The following is a 21,712-nucleotide window of genomic DNA, read 5'->3' as shown; positions in this document are numbered from 1 at the left end:
TCTCCTTTCGAGGGGCGGGGATCAGGCCGTTCTGTGACGGTGATGGATGATGCGCGCGCGCAGAATGCCGCGCGTGCCGAACAGGATCGAGGCGAAATAGACGACGCCGGCCGACAGGATGATGGCCGGGCCGGACGGCAGCGAGGCGTGATAGGACAAAAGCAGCCCGGCGATGCAGGAGGCAAAGCCGATCAGCACGGCCAGCACGCACATCGGCTCGACGCGCACCGTCCAGAAGCGGGCGGCGGCCGCCGGCAGCATCATCAACCCGACGGACAACAAGGTGCCCAGCGCCTGGAAGCCACCGACGAGGTTGAGCACGACCAGGCCAAGGAAGATGAAATGCACAGGGCTGCCCATGCGGCTGACCGAACGCAGGAACAGCGGATCGAGGCATTCGGCGACCAGTGCCCGCCAGAAGACGGCGAGGCTCACCAGGGTTACCACGACGATGCCGCCGATCAGCGTCAGCGCTTCGTTGTTGAGCGCCAGCACGGTGCCGAACAGCACATGCATGAGGTCGACGCTGGAGCCGCGGATCGAGACCATCAGCACGCCGATGGCGAGCGAGATCAGGTAGAAGGCCGCCATCGAGGCGTCCTCGCGCTGGATGGTGAAGCGCGAGACGGCGCCGGCGCCGAGCGCCACGATGACGCCTGCGATCAGGCCACCAATGGTCATCGGCAGGATTTCGAGGCCATAGAACAGGAAGCCTGCGGCCGCACCCGGCAGGATGGCGTGCGCCATGGCGTCACCCGACAGGCTCATGCGCCGCAGCATAAGGAAGACGCCGATCGGACACGCGCCGAGCGACAGCATCAGCGAGCCGAACAGCGCCCGCTGCATGAAGGCGAAATCGGCGAAGGGCGCGATGAAAAGACCATAGAGCGTGTCCATCAGGCAGCCCTCGGTCCGGCGCCATGATGATGGTGGTCGTGATCGTGGCCATGATGATCGTGGCCATGCGCATCATCGTCGGTGTGCTCGTTCGGTTCGCACCAGGGCGCGTTTTCTTCCCAGGCTTCATGGAAGCGGCGCGCGCGTAGCAGATTTTCCGGCTTCAGCGTCTCGCGCGTTTCGCCCCAGGCGATCGGCTGGCGGGCCAAAAGCAGGGTTTCCGGGAAATTCTGACGGACCAGATCGAGATCATGGACAACGACCATTATGGTGCGTTCTTCGCCATGCCAGCGCTTGATCAGGGCGATCAGGTCACCGACAGTCTTGGCATCGACGGCGTTGAACGGTTCGTCGAGCAGGATGAGGTCGGCATCCTGCAACAGCACACGGGCGAACAGCGTGCGCTGCAACTGGCCACCCGACAGCGTGTCGATCGGGCGCTTTTCGAAGCCGCCAAGGCCGACCGCCATCAGCGCCTGACTGACCGCCGCGCGATCCTCCGATGTGTAGCGGCCGAGCATGCCGCGCTTCGGCCAGAGCCCCAGCGAGACAAGGTCGACAACGCGCGCCGGGAAGGAGCGGTCGAGTTCGGATTGCTGGGGAAGGTAGGCGGCACGCACGCCGGGTGCGCGAACAACCTCGCCGGCCATCGGCTTCAGCACGCCGACAATACCCTTCATCAGCGTCGATTTGCCGGACCCGTTGGCGCCGACCACGGCCGTCAGCGAGCCCTTGCGGATCGCGCCGTCGAGGTGATGGATCGCCGGGTGACTGTTGTAGCCCAGCGTCAGGTCACGGAATGTCAGGCAGGTCTGGGTCATGTCGTTCCGTGGCGATGCCATGTCCGGCAGGGGTGGCGGTTTGGATATGTGATGTTATTACATTAGTCAACAAGCCAATCGGGCGGAATTGCGAACGGCGGCTCAACTTGCCGTGAATCTCACCCTTGCTGGTCCAAGGGGATTTGGCCCCGGCGGCCTTGCCCGAAGCGAACCGCAACTCTAAACAGTCGCCACCCATAACAGGAAGGAACCTCCCATGAGCATTCGACGCATCGATGTTGGCCCGCGCATGACCCAGATCGTCATTCACGGCAACACGGTCTATCTGGCCGGCCAGGTCGGCGAACCCGGCGGCAACGTCGCCTCGCAGACCCGTGATATTCTGGCGGCCATCGACGAATTGCTGGCCAAGGCCGGCACCGACAAGACCAAGATCGTTCAGGCGATCATCTGGCTGGCCGACATGGGCACCTTCGCCGAGATGAATTCGGAATGGGACAAGTGGGTGCCGCAGGGCCACACTCCCGCCCGCGCCACCGGCGAAGCCAAGCTCGCAGGCCCGGAATATCTGGTCGAGATCATTATTACGGCGGCGATTTAAGGCACGGCCGCCTTCTACCTCCCCCCTTGTGGGGAGGTCGGACCGCAGGTCCGGGTGGGGGGCTGGCGCCGCCCCCACCCCGCTGCTTCGCAGCGACCCTCCCCACGAGGGGGAGGGTGAAGAGGCGCTACCCCTGCGACGGCGTAAACCTCGCCACCAGCGTGTGGCTTTCCGCGGGATAGACAAACCGGACATGGGTGACTGGATGTTCCGCGCTCCAGGTGCGGCGCTCGACCACAAGGCAGGGCGCGCCGGGATCGATGTCGAGCGCGTCGGCAACGCTCTCATCCGCGGCCATGGCGCGGATGCGGTGTTCGGCCTCGCTCCAGGGCACGCGGCCGATCAGCCAAGGCCCGGCGGCGATTTCCAGGAACTCTTCGTCCCCCGCTTCCGGAACAGCCGAAAGATTGATCAGGCGCTGCTCGAGTGCGAACGGCCGCTCGCCGGCAAAATGCAGGCCTTCGACCCACAGCAATGGCCCTGCCGCGGACAGCCCTAGCAGCGCTCTGTCCTCCGCGCTGCCGCGCCGTTTCAGGCGCTCCAGCCGTTCGTAGCGATAGGGCAGGCCGAGCGCTTCGACCTCGATCCTGATGTCGTGAAGTTCCAGCACCGCCGCCTGCGACTGCGGCTGGCGTACAAAACTGCCGGAACGGCGACGGCGCTCGATCAGGCCGGCCTTCGCCAACTGCGACAGCGCCTTGTTCACCGTCATGCGCGAGCATTTGTATTCGGCGGTCAGCTCGTGTTCGAACGGGATGCGGTGACCGGGCGCCCAGGCCCCGGACAGGATTTTTTCGCGGATATCGGAGAGGATGCGCTGGTGCAGCGAGACGGTCTCGCTGTCCTCGATCTCGGTCGTTTCGGCCATGCTCATCTGGGATCAGCCTTCGGACAGCGCCGTCATCACTTTGCGGAATCGCTCGCCTACCACGTCTCGCTTCAGGTGCCTGCCGCCGCTGACCTGTTTCTGCCCATGCACCCAGACGCAGTCGACCTTGCTGCCATTGGCGAAGATCCAGGCGTCGAGGATGGCGTCGCCGGACTTGCCGGCCAGCGAGGGGGCCTTGGCGTCGAGCGAGACGAGATCGGCGGCCGCGCCGACGACGATCCGCGAGGCACCGGCACCGAGCGCGACGCCACCGCCTTCAAGCGCCGCGTCGAACAGCGCCCGCCCGGTCGAGCCGCCGGCCACCGCCAGCACGTTGCGGGCGCGGTGCGCCAGGCGCTGAGAATATTCGAGCTGGCGCAATTCGTCGGGCAAGCCGATCAGCACGTTGGAATCGGAGCCGACACCGAAGCGGCCGCCATGCTCCCTGAACAGCGGCGCCGCGAACGTCCCGTCGCCGAGATTGGCCTCGGTGATCGGGCAAAGACCGGCGATGGCGCCGCTCCTGGCCATGCCTGTGGTTTCGGTGTCGGTCATGTGGGTGGCATGGATCAGGCACCAGCGCTGGTCGACATCGGCATGGCCAAGCAGGAATTCGACTGGCCGCGCGCCGGACCAGGCCAGGCAGTCCTCGACTTCCTTGACCTGTTCGGCGACATGGATGTGGATCGGTCCATTTGGAGCCAAGGCAGCAACCTGGGCCAGTTCTTCCGGCGTCGCGGCGCGCAGGCTGTGCGGCGCGACACCGACGACGGCTTGATTCAACGCGCGAACCGATTCGCCAGCCTTCTCAACAAGCCGGGAGAACCGATTCACATCGTTGATGAATCGGCGCTGGCCTTCATTTGGCGCTGCGCCGCCGAAGGAGGAGTGCGCGTAAAACACCGGCAGCAGCGTCAGGCCGATGCCGGTTTCGCCAGCCGCGGCCGCGATGCGCTCGGCCATCTCGGCGAGATTGGCATACGGGTTTCCGTCGCGGTCGTGGTGCAGGTAGTGGAATTCGCCGACGCGTGAAAAACCGGCTTCCAGCATCTCGACATAAAGCTGGGCCGCAACCGCCTCGACTTGGTCCGGCGTCATTGACAGTGCGAAACGGTACATCACCTCGCGCCAGCTCCAGAAACTGTCGGCGGAGGGGCCGCGAAGCTCGGCAAGACCAGCCATGCCGCGCTGGAATGCGTGGCTGTGCAGATTGGGCATGCCGGGCAACAGGACGGAATGGCGCTCGTCTCCGGCTGACGCGGTGGCCCCGGACGCAACGGCCGTGATGCGTCCGTTGGCGCAGGTGATCCGCACATTGTTGTGCCAGCCATTGGGAAGAAGCGCCTGTTCCGCAAAGATGTCAGTCACTTTTCTCTCCGCTTTCCCGTCTCTCATGCGATGATGGCACTTGCAGTGCGTTTCAATATGTATATACATAATCGCCACCGATTGAAACGGAAAAGATGATGGCTGCAGAGAGCAAAAGCCGGGCAGGGGATCTTCGTGTTTGGCGCAATGCGCGCCTGGCGACCTTGGCCGAAAGTTCCGCCGGTCTCGGTATTGTCGAGCATGGCGTCGTCGCCGCGCGGGATGGCCGCATTGTCTACGCCGGGCCGGAATCCGAGATGCCCTCGGCGCTTGCCCGGGGCGACACGGTCGATTGCGAGGGCCGCTGGATCACGCCCGGCCTGATCGACTGCCACACCCATCTGGTCCATGCCGGCAATCGTGCCAACGAGTTCGAGATGCGGCTGGCTGGCGCCACCTATGAGGAAGTCGCCAGGGCCGGCGGCGGCATCGTGTCCTCGGTCAAGTCCTTGCGTGCCGCCAGCGAGGACGAACTGGTCGCCCAGACGCTGCCCCGCCTCGATGCGCTGATGGCCGAGGGGGTCACGTCGGTCGAGGTCAAATCGGGCTACGGTCTCGATGTCGACAATGAGAAGAAGTCGCTGCGCGCCGCCCGCCGGCTGGGCGGCGAACGGGCGGTGACGATCCGCACGACCTGTCTGGCCGCCCATGCGCTGCCGCCCGAAGCCAAGGGCGACAAGGACGCCTTCATCGACCTTGTTGCCGGAACCATCGTACCGACGGTTGCCGCCGAAGGTCTGGCCGACGCGGTTGACGGTTTTTGTGAAGGCATAGCGTTCTCGCCGGAACAGATGGCACGCGTGTTCGACGCCGCCAAGGCAGCCGGTCTTCCCGTAAAACTCCACGCCGACCAACTGTCCAACCTGCATGGCGCTGAGCTCGCCGCGCGCTATGGCGCGCTGTCGGCCGATCATCTCGAATACACCGATGAGGCCGGCGCCGTGGCGATGGCCAGATCAGGGACCGTGGCCACGATCCTGCCGGGCGCCTATTACTTCATTCGCGAGACGAAGAAGCCGCCGATCGGCCTGTTCCGCCAGCATGGTGTCAGGATGGCTGTCGCCACCGACAACAATCCCGGCACCTCGCCGCTGACCTCGCTGCTTCTGACCATGAACATGGCGGCGACCTTGTTTGCATTGACGGTCGATGAATGTCTGGCGGGCGTTACCCGCGAGGCAGCCCGCGCGCTGGGCCTGTTGGGAGAAACCGGCACGCTGGAAGCGGGGAAATCCGCCGACCTGGCGATCTGGGACATCGAGCGCCCAGCCGAACTCGTTTACCGCATGGGCTTCAACCCGCTTCATGCCCGCATCTGGAGAGGACAATGACCGAACTGACCTTGAAGCCCGGCAATGCGACGCTGGCCGACTGGCGAGCCATCTACCGTGGCGCCGCATTGAGGCTGGACGATGCGTGCCGCCCGAAGATCAAGGCGAGCGCTGAGGCTGTCGCCAGGATCGTCGCGAAGGGCGAGCCGGTCTATGGCATCAACACCGGCTTCGGCAAATTGGCCAGCGTGCGTATCCCCGCCGGCGATCTCGAGACCTTGCAGCGCAACATCGTTCTGTCGCATGCCGCCGGCGTCGGCGAACCGATGCCGGTTGCTGTTGCCCGCCTGATGATGGCGCTGAAACTTGCCAGCCTGGCGCAGGGCGCCTCTGGCGTTCGCCCCGAAACCATCGAGTTGCTGGAAGCGATGCTCGCCAACGACGTCATCCCCGTTGTGCCGGCGCAAGGCTCCGTCGGCGCTTCCGGCGACCTCGCGCCGCTGTCGCATATGACGGCGGTGATGATCGGCGTCGGCGAATGCTTTACTCCGCATGGCCGCTTCCCTGCCAAGGTCGCCTTCGTCTCGCACGGCCTTGAGCCGGTGACGCTTGGCGCCAAGGAAGGTCTGGCGCTGCTCAACGGCACGCAGTTTTCCACCGCCTATGCGCTGGCCGCTCTGTTCGACGCTGAGGTTCTCTACCAATCGGCGCTGGTCGCCGGCGCGCTGTCGACTGATGCCGCCAAGGGGTCCGACGCGCCGTTCGATCCGCGCATTCATCTCTTGAGAAAGCACCGTGGCCAGATCGAGACGGCGGACGCGCTGCGCAATCTGATGGCCGGCAGTGCCATCCGCGAGTCGCACCGCGTCGGCGACGAGCGCGTGCAGGATCCCTATTGCCTGCGCTGCCAGCCGCAGGTGATGGGTGCCGCGCTCGACGTGCTGCGCAAGGCCGCCGATACGCTCGAAACCGAGGCCAACGGCGTCACCGACAACCCGCTGATCTTCGCCGAGGACGACACCGCGCTCTCCGGCGGCAATTTCCACGCCGAGCCGGTGGCCTTTGCTGCCGACATGATCGCGCTTGCCGTTTGCGAGATCGGCTCGTTGTCGGAACGCCGTATCGCCATGCTGGTCGACCCGGCACTGTCCGGCATGCCGGCCTTCCTGACACCGAAGCCCGGCTTGAACTCCGGCTTCATGATCCCGCAGGTGACGGCGGCCGCACTCGTTTCGGAAAACAAGCAGAAGGCCTATCCGGCATCAGTCGATTCCATCCCCACTTCGGCCAACCAGGAAGACCATGTCTCGATGGCCGCGCACGGCGCGCGCCGTCTGATCGGCATGGTCGAGAATGCCACGGCGGTGATTGGCATCGAGTTGCTGGCCGCCGCGCAAGGCTGCGATTTCCATGCGCCCCTGGCGTCGAGTGCCGCGCTCGAAGCGGTGCGCAAACTGGTCCGGGCCGAAGTTCCGCATCTCGACAATGACCGGCATTTCCACCCTGACATGGAGAAGGCAATCGCCATGGTGCGCAGTGGCGCGACCGTGAAGGCCGCCGGCGCGGTGGCACTGCCGTCGATTGCGGGAGCGGCATGATGGCCGCCACACCCTGGCTAACCGTCAGCCAAGGCACCGCGCCGCTGCTGGTGTCGATCCCGCACACCGGCATCGACCTTGCCGGCATTGAAAGCCGGCTGGTGTCGCCCTGGCTCGGCCGCCGCGACTGCGATTGGTGGATCGACAAGCTCTATGACTTCGCCAACGACCTCGGTGCGACCGTCGTGCACACCGCCATTTCGCGCACCGTGATCGACGTCAACCGCGACCCCTCAGGCGTTTCGCTTTATCCCGGACAGACCACGACCACACTTTGCCCGACCGACACATTTGACGGCGATCCGCTTTATCGCATGGGCGAGGAGCCGACCCCGTCCGAGATTGATCAGCGCCGCGAAACCTATTTCAAGCCCTATCATGCCGCGTTGCAGGCCGAGATCGGCCGGCTGCGCGGCATGCATGAAAAGATCGTACTCTACGACTGCCATTCGATCCGCTCGGTGCTGCCGCGGCTGTTCGAAGGCACGCTGCCGGTCTTCAATCTCGGCACCAATGACGGCAAGAGCACCGACCCCATTCTTCAGGATAAGGTCGCCGCCATCCTCGCTGCGACCGGCGAGACCTGGGTGGTCAACGGTCGCTTCAAGGGTGGCTCGATCACCCGCGGCTTCGGCCAGCCGCATAACGGTGTTCATGCGCTGCAGATGGAGCTCTCCAACCGTGGCTATATGCGCGAGCCGTCGCAGAAGGGGTCGCCGGAGAACTGGCCGGTCCCTTACGACGCCACCTATGCGGCGCCGATCCGCGCGACGCTGAAGACCATCCTCGAAACCGCGATCGACTGGGCAAGGCGCTGACGCGCCGCCCGTCTTGCTTGAAAGGGACAATGATGAACAATCCCCGCCACAACATCCGTGAAGTCCGTGCGCCGCGCGGCGACAAGCTCAACGCCAGGTATTGGACGACCGAAGCGCCGCTGCGCATGCTGATGAACAATCTCGACCCCGACGTCGCCGAAAATCCCAACGAGTTGGTCGTCTATGGCGGCATCGGCCGGGCGGCGCGCACCTGGAATGATTTCGACCGCATCGTTGCCTCGCTGAAGACGCTTGGTGAAGACGAGACACTTTTGGTGCAATCCGGCAAGCCGGTCGGCGTGTTCCGCACCCATGCCGATGCGCCCCGCGTGCTGATCGCCAACTCGAACCTCGTGCCGCACTGGGCGACCTGGGAGAAATTCAACGAGCTCGATAAGAAAGGTCTGATGATGTACGGCCAGATGACGGCCGGCTCCTGGATCTACATCGGCACGCAGGGCATTGTGCAGGGCACCTACGAGACCTTCGTGGAAGCCGGCCGCCAGCATTATGGCGGCAATCTCAAGGGCAGATGGATCCTGACCGGCGGCCTTGGTGGCATGGGTGGCGCCCAGCCGCTCGCCGCCGTCATGGCTGGCGCCTGCTGCCTGGCGATCGAATGCAATCCGGACTCGATCGATTTCCGCCTGCGCACACGATATGTCGACGAAAAGGCCGAGACGCTCGATGAAGCGATGGAAATGATCGAGCGCTGGACCAAGGCCGGCGAGGCGAAGTCGGTTGGACTGCTCGGCAATGCCGCAGAGATCGTGCCGGAAATGTTCAGGCGCGGCATCCGCCCCGATATGGTCACCGACCAGACCTCGGCCCACGACCCGATCAATGGTTATCTGCCCAAGGGCTGGACGATGGCCGAGTGGCGCGAGAAGCGCGTCAGCGACCCGAGGGCGGTCGAGAAGGCGGCGCGCGCTTCCATGCGCGAACATGTCGAGGCGATGGTGGCGTTCTGGAACGCCGGCGTGCCGACGCTGGACTACGGCAACAACATCCGGCAGGTCGCCAAGGACGAAGGTTTCGAGAACGCCTTCGCCTTTCCCGGCTTCGTGCCGGCCTATATCCGCCCGCTCTTCTGCCGCGGCATCGGCCCGTTCCGTTGGGCGGCACTCTCCGGCGATCCGGAAGATATCTACAAGACCGACGCCAAGGTGCGCGAACTGACGCCTGGCAACACCCATCTGCACAACTGGCTGGACATGGCGCGCGAGCGCATTTCCTTCCAGGGCCTGCCGGCCCGCATCTGCTGGGTTGGCCTGGGTGACCGCCACCGGCTCGGCCTCGCCTTCAACGAGATGGTCGCCAAGGGCGAACTCAAGGCGCCGGTCGTCATCGGCCGCGATCACCTCGATTCCGGCTCGGTCGCTTCGCCGAACCGCGAGACCGAAGCGATGAAGGACGGCACCGATGCCGTGTCCGACTGGCCGCTGCTCAACGCACTGCTCAACACCGCGTCCGGCGCCACCTGGGTGTCGCTGCACCATGGCGGCGGCGTCGGCATGGGTTTTTCGCAGCATGCCGGCATGGTCATCGTCGCCGACGGCACGCCCGATGCCGCCAGGCGCCTGGAGCGCGTACTGTGGAACGACCCGGCGACCGGCGTCATGCGGCATGCCGATGCCGGCTACGACATCGCCATCGAGTGCGCCAAGGAGCATCAGCTCAACTTGCCCGGCATTCTCGGCTGAGATCATGCGCATTCTTCGTGCCGCCGACTACCGCGTCATGCCGTGGAAGAACGGCGGCGGCACGACGACCGAGATCGCCGTTTCACCCGACGGGGCGGGCCTCGATGACTTCGACTGGCGCGTCTCGATGGCCCGTGTCGAGGGCAGCGGGCCATTCTCCACCTTTGCCGGCATCGACCGCACACTGTCGGTGCTGGAGGGCGAGGGCATCGTGCTTGATATCGCCGGCCTGCCGGCGGCGCGGCTGACACCGGCTTCCCGGCCTTTTTCCTTTCCAGCCGACCAGCCGACCAGCGCCGCCCTGATCGCCGGCCCGATCACCGATCTCAACGTCATGACCCGCCGTGGCCGCAAGCTGCATTCGGTTGAGCGTCTGGTGATTTCGCGGCCTGCGGAAATCGCGACCCAAGCCGCTTCGACTCTCATCCTTTGTCACAAGGGCGAAGCCGCTTTCCCCGAGGCTGGGTCAATTCGCCTCGGGCCGCTCGACACGCTGCTGCTCGGGCCGGATGCCTCCGCGCTGCGGATTGAGGCTGCTCGGGATACGACGGTGTTCGTGATCCGTATAACGATCGCTGCCTGACGCCTTCGCGCCAACGGTTACCGCCTGTTTCCAAACATGATCGTGCTGCCGGTGAAATATAGCGTAAGCTCTTGCCGGCATCACGAAAAAGCCCGAATCCTCTCCGCCGATCGATCTCGACGGGAAGAGGGGCGCTCGTCTTGGAATTTTGCCGAGAGATGACGCCCTGTCGCGGTGCGGAAACAAACTTTCGGCAAGTGGGATTATGCAACCAATTGCATTTGAACCGGTTTTAGGGCCATTGCCGTGGCGGTGACGCCGCTGAGTGCCCGCTTACGGAATTTTCAATGAATATTCAGACGAACCCAGCCCAGATCGAGAAGACCAGCGCCAGCTTCCCGGCCATCACGGAAGAGCCGATAAGGTCGACATTCCTGCCGGAGGAGCGGCTCCGGCTGCTCGGCGAAAGCCTGGCAAAAGGCGATCTTACCGACTTGTTCGGGCTTATTCCGTTCGACTTCCAGGCGCGTATCCGCGACAGCGCCAAGAAGATCCTCGAAGTCTATCGCTCGACCAATGCGGCGCAGGCCAAGGGCGAAACGATCACCCCGGCCGCGCAATGGCTGCTCGACAACAATTACCTCGTCGAAGAAACCATTTTCCAGGTCAAGCGCGACCTGCCGCGCCGCTTCTACCGGCAATTACCGACTCTGAAACTACCTGATGGCGGCACCGTGCCGCGTGCGCTGGCGTTGGCCTGGACCTATGTCGCGCATTCGGACAGTTCCGTCTCCGCGACCATGTTCAAGTCCATCGTCCAAGGCTTTCAGTCGGTCGAGCCGCTGAAGATCGGTGAACTCTGGGCGCTGCCGTCGCTTCTGCGCTTCGTGCTGATCGAGAATCTCCGCCGGCTGGCGGTGAGGGTCAATCGCACCCGCCAGATGCGCCAGATCGCCAACGATGTGGCCGACAAGGTGCTGGCGACCGACGACAGCGCCGACCGGCAGGCGATCCTGGCCAATTTCAGCGCCCACGCGCAGGACACCACCTTTGCCACCCAGCTTCTCTATCGCCTGCGCGACGGGTCGCAGAACGCCGGCAAGGCCCTGGAATGGCTGGAAGGCGAGCTTGAAAAGACCGGCTCCGATGCCGAGGAGATCATCATCTCCGAGCATCACACGCTGTCCAGCGGCAATGTGACGACCGGCAACATCATCCGCGGCCTGCGCCTCATCAACGACGTCGACTGGACAGTATGGTTCGAGGGCGTCAGCCGCATCGATACCGTGTTGCGCGAACGCACCGATTTCGCCGCGCTCGACTTCTTCTCCCGCGACCAATACCGGACCGCGATCGAGGAACTGGCGCGCCGCTCCAACCTGTCGGAATACCGCGTTGCCGAAAAGGCGATCGAACTGGCCGGCCACGCCACCGGCGAGACAGGATCGGGCAGCACTGAAGAGGGTGATACGCCGCCGGCATCCACTCACACCGATGTCGGTTTCTATCTCGTCGGTCCGCGCCGTCTGGAGTTGGAAAAGGCGATCGGCTATCGGCCGACGATCAGCCAGACAGTCAAGCGGGCCTTCGCCAAGACCGGATGGCTTGGTATCGTCCTGCCGGTCTTCGCGCTGACCGCCCTGCTTCTTGTCCTCACCGGCAATGCCTTGGCTAACCTCGGCCTCTCGGTAACCTCGATCGTCCTGATGCTGGCGCTGTTTGCCGTGCCGGCGAGCGAGGGCGCGCTCGCCTTCTTCAACACCGTGGTCTCGCTGTTCCTCAAGCCGACACGCCTGATCGGCTATGACTACAGGCACGGCGTGCCGCCCGAGGCGCGCACCCTTGTGGTCGTCCCCTCGCTGATCGGCTCGCGTGACGATGTCGAGGAGAACATCCGCAACATCGAAGTCCATTACCTCGCCAATCTGGTGGACGAGATCCATTTCGCGCTGCTGTCGGACTGGCCCGACAGCAAGATCGAGATCGATGCCGCCGATACCGAGATCCTCGAATACGCCCGCGCCGAGATCGCCCGTCTCAACGCCCGCTATCCCTCGGAAGGCGCGCCGCGCTTCTACATCCTGCACCGCCGCCGGCTTTTCAACGCGGCTCAAGGGTCCTGGATGGGCTGGGAGCGCAAGCGAGGCAAGCTGCATGAGCTTGACCTCTTGCTGCGTGGTGACAGCGACACCACCTTCCTGCCGCTGGATGTTCCGCTGCCGGAGAAAGTCGTCCATGTGATGACGCTCGACGCCGATACGCGCACGACCCGCGATGCCGTGGCGAGCCTCGTCGGCAAGCTCTGTCATCCGCTCAACCGACCGCATTTCGACGCCACCAGGCGCGTCGTCACCGCCGGCTACACGATCCTGCAGCCTCGCATCACCGCTTCGCTGACATCAGGCGACGAGGCCTCGTTTTTCCAGCGCGTGTTCTCGGCCAATCGCGGCCTTGACCCCTATGTCTTCGCCGTCTCGGATCTTTATCAAGACGTGTTCAGTGACGGCTCCTTCACCGGCAAGGGCCTCTATCACGTCGATGCCTTCGAGGCGGCCCTGCAGGGCCGCATCGAGGAAAATACCATCCTCAGCCACGATCTGCTCGAAGGCGCGCTGGCGCGCGCGGCGCTCGTCACGGACGTCGAACTGGTCGAGGACTATCCGACCCGCTACTCGGTCGACGCCTCGCGCCACCATCGCTGGGCACGCGGCGACTGGCAGCTTCTGGGCTATATCCTCGATCCGCGCTCCGGCGTTCCGGCCCTGTCGCGCTGGAAGATGGTCGACAACCTGCGCCGCTCGCTGACGCCGATCTTCTGGGTGATGGCTGCGATCGCCGGCTGGACCCTGCTGCCCTTCACGCAGGCCGCGCAGTGGCAGGCGCTGCTCATCCTCAGCCTGTTCATGGCGCCGACCTTCGACGTCGTCAACGCCATCCTGCCCAAGAGCGGCGACCAGACGCCGCGCGGCCATTTCTCGGCGCTGGCGCGCGACGTCGCCTTTGGCACCGCCATGGTGGCGCTCAAGATCGTGCTGATGGCGCACAATGCCTGGATGATGGGCGATGCCATCGTGCGTACGCTCTACCGGCTGTTCGTCAGCCGCCAGAACCTTCTGGAATGGCGCACCGCCTCGCAGGCGCACAAGGCCGGCGACAATGATGTCGGTTCCTATTACGGCATGATGTACGGCGCCGTGATCATCGGTTTCGTCGGCCTCGCCATTCCGGTGCTGGCTGATTCCACCGGCGCCTTCGTCGCCTTCTTCTTCGCCCTGTTCTGGATCGGATCGCCGGCGATCGCCAGCTGGATCAGCCGTTCGGCCGAAACCGAGGATCGCCTGCGCATATCGCAGGCCGACATCCATGCGTTGCGCACCGTGGCGCGGCGCACCTGGCATTATTTCGAAAGCTTCGTCACGGCGGAGCACCACAATCTGCCGCCGGACAATTTCCAGGAAAGCCCGGCACCGGTCGTGGCACCGCGCACTTCGCCCACCAATGTCGGTGTCTACCTGCTGTCGGTCGTCTCGGCGCGCGATTTCGGCTGGATCAGCCTGTCCGATGCCATCACCCGCATCGACGCCACGATGACGACCATCGAGAGCATGCCGCGCCACCGCGGCCATCTCTTCAACTGGTACGACACCACGACGCTGAAGCCGCTCTACCCGCTTTATATCTCGGCTGTCGACAGCGGCAATCTCGCCGGCCACCTGGTGGCGGTGGCAGCCGCCTGTGCCGAGTGGGCGGAAGCCCCTTCCGTTCACCTCCAGGGCGATTTCGAAGGCATTCTCGACACGGTGACCATTCTGAGCGAAAGCCTCGATGAGTTGCCTGACGATCGCCGCCAGTTGCGGCCCTTGCGCCAGCGCCTCGTTGACCGCCTGGACGGCATGCGGCGTGCCGTGGAGACGATCAAGGCGCAGCCGGAAATGGCCTCGATCCGCACCATCAACCTTGCCGTGCTGGCGGGCGAGATCCGCAAGCTGGCCACCGCCATCCACACCGAGGCAGTGTCGGCACAGAGCGACGTCATCGTCGATTGGGCGGCAAGGCTGGAAGCGACTTGCGAGGCGCATGTCCACGACGCCCACAGCGACGACAACGCCGTCGAGGCGCTGCGCGCCAAGCTCCTGACCTTACGCGAACGTACGCGTCGCTTCGCCTTCGAGATGGAATTCGCCTTCCTGATGCGGCCGGAACGCAAGCTGCTGTCGATTGGCTACCGGGTCGAGGAGCACCAGCTCGACGAGAGCTGCTACGACCTTCTCGCCTCAGAGGCGCGGCTGACCAGCCTGTTCGCCATCGCGAAGGGCGACCTGCCTACCGAGCATTGGTTCCGGCTCGGCCGCCCAATCGTCGAGATCGGCTTCCAGGGCGCGCTGATGTCCTGGTCGGGCTCGATGTTCGAGTATCTGATGCCGCCGCTGGTGATGAAGGAGCCGCAAGGTTCGATCCTCAACCAGACCAGCAAGCTGATCATCAAGCGCCAGATGCAGTACGGCCGCCAGAAGAACGTGCCGTGGGGCATTTCGGAAGCGGCCTACAATGCCCGCGACCGGGAACTGACCTATCAGTACACCAATTTCGGCGTGCCCGGGCTTGGGCTGAAGCGCGGCCTTGGCCAGAACACGGTGATCGCGCCCTACGCGACCATCCTGGCGGCGCAGTTCAACCCGCGCGAAGCCGTGCAGAATCTGTCCCGGCTGCGCGAGATCGGTGCGCTTGGCCCTCATGGCTATTACGATGCGGTCGATTTCACGCCGCAGCGCGTGCCTGAAGGGACCAACCACGCGGTCGTGCTGAATTACTATGCGCACCATTCGGGCATGTCGATCGCGGCGGTCGCCGACGCGATCTTCGAGGGTCGCCTGCGCGACCGTTTCCACAGCGATCCGGTTATTGAATCGGCTGAATTGCTGCTGCAGGAAAGGGCGCCGCGCGACATCCCGACCGCCACCGTCAGGACCGAAGCGGACGAGCGAGCCAAGGACGAGACCGAGACCGAGAGCCCCGACACCCGCATCGTGCTCGATCCGTTACGGGCGTTGCGATCGACCAATGTGATGTCGAATGGCCGTTATTCGGTGATGGTGACCGCGACCGGTTCCGGCTACAGCCGCTGGGGCGATCTGTCCGTGACCCGCTGGCAGCCGGATCCGGTCGAGGACCGTCTGGGCTCCTACATCTTCCTGCGTGACGTCAGCACCGGAGACTGGTGGTCCGCAACGGCGGAGCCCAAGCGCGCGGCCGAGGAGAAGGTGCAGACCCTGTTTTCCGACGACAAGGCGAGCTTCGTCAAATCGGTCGGCACGTTGCGCTCCGAAGTCGAATGCATCGTCGTTTCCGAAGGCAATGGCGAAGGCCGTCGCATAACGCTCTACAATGAAAGCACATCCGATCGTCACATCGAGGTGACGTCCTTCGCCGAATTGGTCCTGGGTTCGGAGGCTTCCGACAACGCCCATCCGGCCTTCTCGAAGATGTTCGTGGAGACCGAAATCGCGGCCAACAACGGCGCGATCTTCGCCACGCGCCGCAAGCGCGAAACCAGCGAGCCTGATATCACCCTGGCGCATTTCGTCACCGATCCGTCCGGACCGGCGCGCGATGCGGAGGCCGAGACCGACAGGCGTGCCTTCATCGGCCGTGGCCGCTCCATCGTCGATGCCGCCGCTTTCGATCCAGGCGCGAGACTCGGCGGCCATTCCGGCTTCACGCTCGATCCCATCGCCTCGCTCCGCCGCCAGGTGCGCGTGCCCGCCAACAAGAAGATATCGCTGACCTTCTGGACCGTGGTCGGGGCCAATCGCGCCGAGCTGGACGAGGCCATCAATCGGCTCGACCATCAGGAGAGCTTTGCCCGCCAGGCGATGCTTGCCTGGACGCGGAGCCAGGTGCAGACCCGCCATATGGGCCTCAGCCTGACCGATGCCGCCAATGTGCAGAAACTGGCACGCTATCTGATCTATCCCGATGCGTTCCTGCGACTGCCGGCCGAATCCATCGCTTCGGGCCTGGGCAAGCAGTCGAGCCTGTGGCCGACCAGCATTTCGGGCGATTTTCCGATCTTCCTGGTCAGGATCGGCGACGTAGCCGACCTGGAAATCGTAGCCCAGGCGCTGCGCTTCCAGGAATATATGCGCACCCGCGGCATGATGATCGACTTCGTCGTCGTCAACGAGCAGGCCTCGTCCTATGTCCAGGACCTGCAGCGGGCAGTCGAGACGCTGTGCGAAAACAGCCGTCTGCGCGGCAAGGAACTAGGCCCCCGCCAGCACATTTTCGCGGTGCGCCGCGACCTGATGGAAGAGACCACCTACAAGACGCTGCTCGCCGTCGCCCGGGTGGTGCTGCATACGCGCAACGGCACCATCTTCGATCAGATAGAGCGGGCCGAGGCGGCCGCCTTGCAGGCGCGCGACGCGCTTGTGCCGGCCGGGTTGCCGACGCTGCGCGAGATTCCGGCGCCAGCGGCGCATGCATTCGCCTCGCAGGCCGTGGCGGATGTCAGCGCCGATGGCACTGGCCTCAATCAATGGAACGGCTTTGGCGGCTTCGACGGCGACGGACGGCACTATGTGGTGCGCCTGGCTGGCCGGCGCAGCACGCCGCAGCCCTGGATCAACGTCGTCTCCAACGCCTCGTTCGGCTTCCACACCTCAGCCGAGGGTGCCGCCTTCACCTGGAGCCGCAACAGCCGCGACTACCAGTTGACGCCGTGGTCGAATGATCCTGTCTCGAACCGACCGGGCGAGGGCATTTATATCTACGATCAGGCCAGCGGCAGGGCGTTCTCGCCACTCGCCGCCATGGTGCGCGATCCCTCGATGACCTACGAGGCCTGGCACGGGCAGGGCTTCTCGACGTTCCGCTCGAAGCGCGGGCCGTTGTCGATGGACCTGACCCATGTCGTGGACCCCATTGATCCGGTGAAGATCACGCGGCTGCGCATCCAGAATTCCGGCTCGGTACCGGCGCGGCTGCGCGTCTATGCCTATGCCGAATGGGTGCTTGGCGGGCACCGGTCACGCACCGCGGCGACCATCGTTCCCTCCCGCGACAGCGCGACCGGCGCGTTGCTGGCGCAAAACCCCTACGGGCTCGATTTCAGCGAGCGCGTGGCCTTCCTCGCCGCTGATGCCGCTGTTCATTCGGTGACGGCGGATCGTTCCGAGTTCCTCGGCCGGCACGGGTCCAGCGAGCTGCCGCAGGCGGTGCTGAGCGGCGCGGCGCTGTCGGGTCGCGTCGAGGCCGGAGACGATCCCTGCGCGGCGCTCGCCCGCGACATCGAGATCCCGGCCGGCGGCGACGTCACGCTGCTCTGGCTGCTCGGCGATGCCGATTCTGCGGCGCAGGCGAGCGCGCTGGTGCAAAGGCATCGGGACAAGGATTTCGACCAGCGCTTGGCCGACAACGAGCGCGAGTGGCGCGGCTTCCTCGACACCATCCAGGTCGAGACGCCGGACAAGGGGCTCGACGCCATGGTCAATCACTGGCTGCCCTATCAGAGCCTTGCCTGCCGCATCCGCGCCCGCTCGGCCTTTTATCAGGCGAGCGGCGCCTTCGGCTTCCGCGACCAGTTGCAGGACACGCTGGCGCTGCTGGCGCATGATCCGACGCTGGCGCGCGACCAGATCCTCAACGCCGCGCGGCGTCAGTTCCCGGAGGGCGATGTGCAGCATTGGTGGCTGCCGCGCACCGGAGCCGGTGTGCGCACGATGATCTCCGACGATGTGGTGTGGCTGGCCCATGCGACGGCGCGCTACCTGACGGTGACCGGCGACGCCGCGATCCTGAAGGAGCAGCTGCCATTCATCGATGGGCAGGCGCTGGGCGAGGGCGAGCACGATGCCTTCTTCACCCCGGAAATCTCGAAGAAGACGGTATCGCTCTACGACCATTGCGCGCGGGCGCTCGACCTCGCCATCAAGCGCAGCAGTCCTGCCGGCCTGCCGCTGATCCTTGGCGGCGACTGGAACGACGGCATGAACCGTGTCGGTGAACACGGCAAGGGCGAGAGCGTGTGGCTGGGCTGGTTCCTGCTGAAGACGCTGGGCGACTTCGCCACCGTCGCCAAGGTCGAGGGCGACAGCAAGCGCGCGCAGGCCTGGGCAAAGCATGCCGATGCGCTGAAGCGGGCGCTTGAAAGCACGGCATGGGATGGCGAATGGTACCGGCGCGGCAGCTTCGATGACGGCACGCCCTTGGGCTCACGCACATCCGAAGAGTGCCGGATCGACTCTATCGCCCAATCCTGGAGTGTGCTTTCGGGTGAGGGCGACCCGGCGCGGTCGACGACGGCAATGCGGCAGGCAACCAGCCTGCTCGTGGACGACAAGCTCAAGATCGTCAAACTGTTCACGCCGCCCTTCTCGAAGACACAGAAAGACCCCGGCTACATCAAGAGCTATCCGCCGGGGGTCCGCGAGAATGGCGGCCAGTACACCCACGCTGCGACGTGGTTCGTCATCGCGCTCGCCGAGATGGGACAGACCGACGAAGCCTATCGCTGCTTCTCGATGCTGAACCCTGTCAACCACGCAATCGACGAGGCCTCGACCGAACACTATCGCGTCGAACCCTATGTGGTCGCGGCCGATATCTATGCCGGAGAGGACAAGGGCGGCCGCGGCGGCTGGACCTGGTACACCGGCTCGGCGGGCTGGCTCTACCGGGCGGCGGTTGAGGGCATCCTCGGCATCGAACGGCGCGGGAAGCAGATCACGTTCCGGCCGAAACTGCCCAGCCATTGGGATGGCTATCAGGCCACGCTCAAGATGCTTGGCGCCGAGATCAAGGTTGATGTCATTCGCGACAAAAAGACCAAGACGATCTCGCTTGAAGTCGATGGTTCGAAAACAAAGTCCGCTTCGTTCGAGCCCAAAGCCGGCACTCGGACCGAGGTCGTGGTCAAGATACCGGCGTAAAATCAGTAGCTTAAATCGACAGATCGCGCGTCCTTCGGGACGCGCGACGCGGTCCCTCGTTACTTGCACACGACCCGTGAAGGCGTCCGCCAGACGCTCCCGAACCAAGCCATGCGAGCCTGTTGTGATTAAAAATGTGGCAGTGCTCCGCCGCTGCCATGATTTTGCCGCAAGGCTGGCATTTCACCTTTTATCTCAAACCGTTAGGTGATCACGTCAGATTTCGTATCGTCGTCATCTTTTGTTCGCTAAATGGGAACGGAAGCGATAGACGGGCATTGTTTTGCGACGCATCAACCGTTACGTGTCAGGGAATGGTGCAGTGCACAATACTGGTATTGGGCACAATAGAGAGTTGGCGGAGTAGCTGAAGTGTCACTTCTGCAGATCTATTGGAGAGCGCTGGGCTATCTGGCCGCCGACAAGAAGCGTGTGGCGCTGATCTGTTCGGCCAACGTCGCCCTTGCCGCCATCGCCATTCTCGAGCCGATCATGTTTGGCCGGGTCATCGATGCGATTTCCGAGCACGGCTCGGTATTCTCCACGCTTGCAGTATGGGCCGGCCTGGGCGCCTTCAATGTCATCGCTTTCGTCCTAGTGGCGCGCGGCGCCGACCGCTTTGCCCACGCCCGGCGTAGCGAAGTGCTGTGCCAGTCCTTCGAACGCGTTATCACCATGCCGCTCGCCTGGCATCATCAGCGTGGCACTTCCAACGCGCTGCACACGTTATTGCGCGCCGTCGAGACGCTGTTCAGCCTGTGGCTCGAATTCATGCGCCAGCATCTGTCCACCGCCGTTGCACTCGTGCTGCTGGTGCCCACGGCGCTCAGCATGGATGTGCGCATGTCGATGGTGCTGCTCGGGCTCGGCGTGCTCTATGTCTGCATCGGCCGGCTGGTCATGAAGCGCACCAAGGCAGGCCAGGCCGCCGTCGAGCGTCACTACCACAAGGTGTTCGCGCATGTGACGGACTCGGTGAGCAATGTCGCCGTTCTGCAGAGCTACAACCGTCTGGGCCATGAGGCCGAGACGCTGCGCCGCTACGTCAAGAACCTGCTCGACGCGCAAAACCCAGTGCTCGACTGGTGGGCCATCGCCAATGCGCTCAATCGCCTGTCGTCGACGATCTCGATGATGGTGGTGCTTCTGATTGGCGCATATCTGGTCACGCATGGCCAGTTGCGCGTCGGCGACGTGATCGCCTTCACCGGCTTCGCCACGCTGCTGATCTCGCGGCTCGACCAGATGTCGGCTTTCGCCAACCAGATCTCCGAGGCCCGCGCCAAGCTTGAGGACTTCTACAAGCTCGAGGATTCGGCCGCCGATGCCGCGGAGCCCGATGGCCTGCGCGATCTCACCAACGTCACCGGCCATGTCCGTTTCGAGGATGTCAGCTTCGAATTCGCCAATTCGGGGCAAGGCGTCAGCGACGTGTCCTTCGAGGTCCAGGCCGGCCAGACGGTCGCCATCGTCGGACCGACGGGTGCCGGCAAGACCACGCTGATCAATCTGCTGCAGCGCGTCTTCTCGCCGTCCAGCGGCCGTATCCTGATCGATGGCATCGATACCCGCACCGTGACCCGCAAGTCGCTGCGTCATTCGATCGCCACCGTGTTCCAGGACGCCGGGCTTCTCAACCGCTCGATCGAGGACAATATCCGTGTCGGCCGCGCCGATGCGAGCAATGACGAGATCCATGCCGCCGCCGTCGCGGCTGCCGCGCAGGACTTCATCCTGGCCAAGAGCAATGGCTACGACACGGTGGTCGGCGAGCGTGGCGGCCAGCTCTCCGGTGGCGAGCGCCAGCGCATCGCCATTGCCCGTGCCGTGCTGAAGGATGCTCCGATCCTGGTGCTCGACGAGGCGACCAGTGCGCTTGACGTGGAGACCGAGGACCGGGTCAAGGAAGCGATCGACGAACTGCGGCGCGACCGCACCACCTTCATCATCGCGCACCGCCTGACCACCGTTCGCGACGCCGATCTGGTCGTGTTCATGGACAAGGGCAGGGTGGTCGAAATGGGCGGCTTCGCCGAACTGTCGCTGCGCAACGGCCGCTTCGCCAGCCTGCTGCGCGCCGGCGGCCTGCTCAACGACGAAGAAGTCCGCCGCCTCAGCCGCTCCGTGCAGGGCGAGGCCGCCTGAGCGGATGACGCTTCCTCCTTCTCCCCTTGTGGGAGAAGGTGGCCTCGCGAAGCGAGGTCGGATGAGGGGTGTTCCAGGGAACGCCAACCTCTGACTCCGCTGGAACACCCCTCAACCGTCTCGGCGCTGACGCGCCGATCCACCTTCTCCCGCAAGGGGAGAAGGAAGGCGCTTCCACGCCTGCGACACCACCGCTCGATTGCCCCAA

General features: G+C 64.5%; 12 protein-coding genes. 8 read left to right on the top strand and 4 right to left on the bottom strand.

Annotation, left to right across the window (positions count from 1 at the left end):
- Positions 1-21: 21 nt before the first annotated feature.
- Complete coding sequence (gene aztB / locus FJ977_RS01880) at positions 22-897, bottom strand: zinc ABC transporter permease AztB (protein WP_140768036.1); 876 nt, start codon at positions 895-897, stop codon at positions 22-24.
- Positions 897-1,718: a zinc ABC transporter ATP-binding protein AztA gene (gene aztA / locus FJ977_RS01875; protein ID WP_140768034.1), complete on the bottom strand. Its 822-nt coding sequence runs from the start codon at positions 1,716-1,718 to the stop codon at positions 897-899. The genes aztB and aztA overlap by 1 nt, the downstream gene beginning before the upstream one ends.
- Positions 1,719-1,935: 217 nt before the next feature.
- Here aztA and FJ977_RS01870 point away from each other — a divergent pair, with 217 nt between their 5' ends.
- Positions 1,936-2,280, top strand: a complete 345-nt coding sequence (locus FJ977_RS01870) for a RidA family protein (RefSeq protein WP_140768032.1) — start codon at positions 1,936-1,938, stop codon at positions 2,278-2,280.
- A gap of 127 nt (positions 2,281-2,407) precedes the next feature.
- Here FJ977_RS01870 and hutC read toward each other — a convergent pair whose 3' ends face one another.
- Positions 2,408-3,154 carry a histidine utilization repressor gene (gene hutC, locus FJ977_RS01865; protein ID WP_181179494.1) on the bottom strand — a complete coding sequence of 249 codons (747 nt, stop codon included), beginning with the start codon at positions 3,152-3,154 and terminating at the stop codon, positions 2,408-2,410.
- A 6-nt stretch (positions 3,155-3,160) separates the two neighbouring features.
- Positions 3,161-4,516, bottom strand: coding sequence for a formimidoylglutamate deiminase (locus FJ977_RS01860; protein WP_140768030.1), 1,356 nt, complete (start codon positions 4,514-4,516; stop codon positions 3,161-3,163).
- A gap of 98 nt (positions 4,517-4,614) precedes the next feature.
- Here FJ977_RS01860 and hutI point away from each other — a divergent pair, with 98 nt between their 5' ends.
- From hutI to FJ977_RS01825, 7 genes are all read left to right on the top strand, one after another.
- Positions 4,615-5,847, top strand: a complete 1,233-nt coding sequence (gene hutI, locus FJ977_RS01855) for an imidazolonepropionase (RefSeq protein ID WP_140768028.1) — start codon at positions 4,615-4,617, stop codon at positions 5,845-5,847.
- On the top strand, positions 5,844-7,385 hold the full coding sequence (gene hutH / locus FJ977_RS01850; protein ID WP_140768026.1) for a histidine ammonia-lyase: 1,542 nt from the start codon (positions 5,844-5,846) through the stop codon (positions 7,383-7,385). The genes hutI and hutH overlap by 4 nt, the downstream gene beginning before the upstream one ends.
- Complete coding sequence (gene hutG / locus FJ977_RS01845; protein ID WP_140768024.1) at positions 7,385-8,203, top strand: N-formylglutamate deformylase; 819 nt, start codon at positions 7,385-7,387, stop codon at positions 8,201-8,203. The genes hutH and hutG overlap by 1 nt, the downstream gene beginning before the upstream one ends.
- 32 nt (positions 8,204-8,235) lie before the next feature.
- Entirely contained in the window at positions 8,236-9,906 is a 1,671-nt protein-coding gene (gene hutU, locus FJ977_RS01840; protein ID WP_140769665.1) for a urocanate hydratase, read from the top strand.
- A 4-nt stretch (positions 9,907-9,910) separates the two neighbouring features.
- Positions 9,911-10,489 carry a HutD family protein gene (locus FJ977_RS01835; RefSeq protein WP_140768022.1) on the top strand — a complete coding sequence of 193 codons (579 nt, stop codon included), beginning with the start codon at positions 9,911-9,913 and terminating at the stop codon, positions 10,487-10,489.
- A 287-nt stretch (positions 10,490-10,776) separates the two neighbouring features.
- On the top strand, positions 10,777-19,359 hold the full coding sequence (locus FJ977_RS01830; protein WP_140768020.1) for a glucoamylase family protein: 8,583 nt from the start codon (positions 10,777-10,779) through the stop codon (positions 19,357-19,359).
- Between the two features lie 372 nt (positions 19,360-19,731).
- Positions 19,732-21,504, top strand: a complete 1,773-nt coding sequence (locus FJ977_RS01825; RefSeq protein ID WP_140768018.1) for a glucan ABC transporter ATP-binding protein/ permease — start codon at positions 19,732-19,734, stop codon at positions 21,502-21,504.
- Positions 21,505-21,712 lie beyond the last annotated feature (208 nt).

It is taken from the genome of Mesorhizobium sp. B2-1-3A (assembly GCF_006442655.1).
GTDB lineage: Bacteria > Pseudomonadota > Alphaproteobacteria > Rhizobiales > Rhizobiaceae > Mesorhizobium.
Note: the sequence above shows the minus strand (reverse complement) of the source record. Positions and strands in the feature narration are given on the sequence as shown.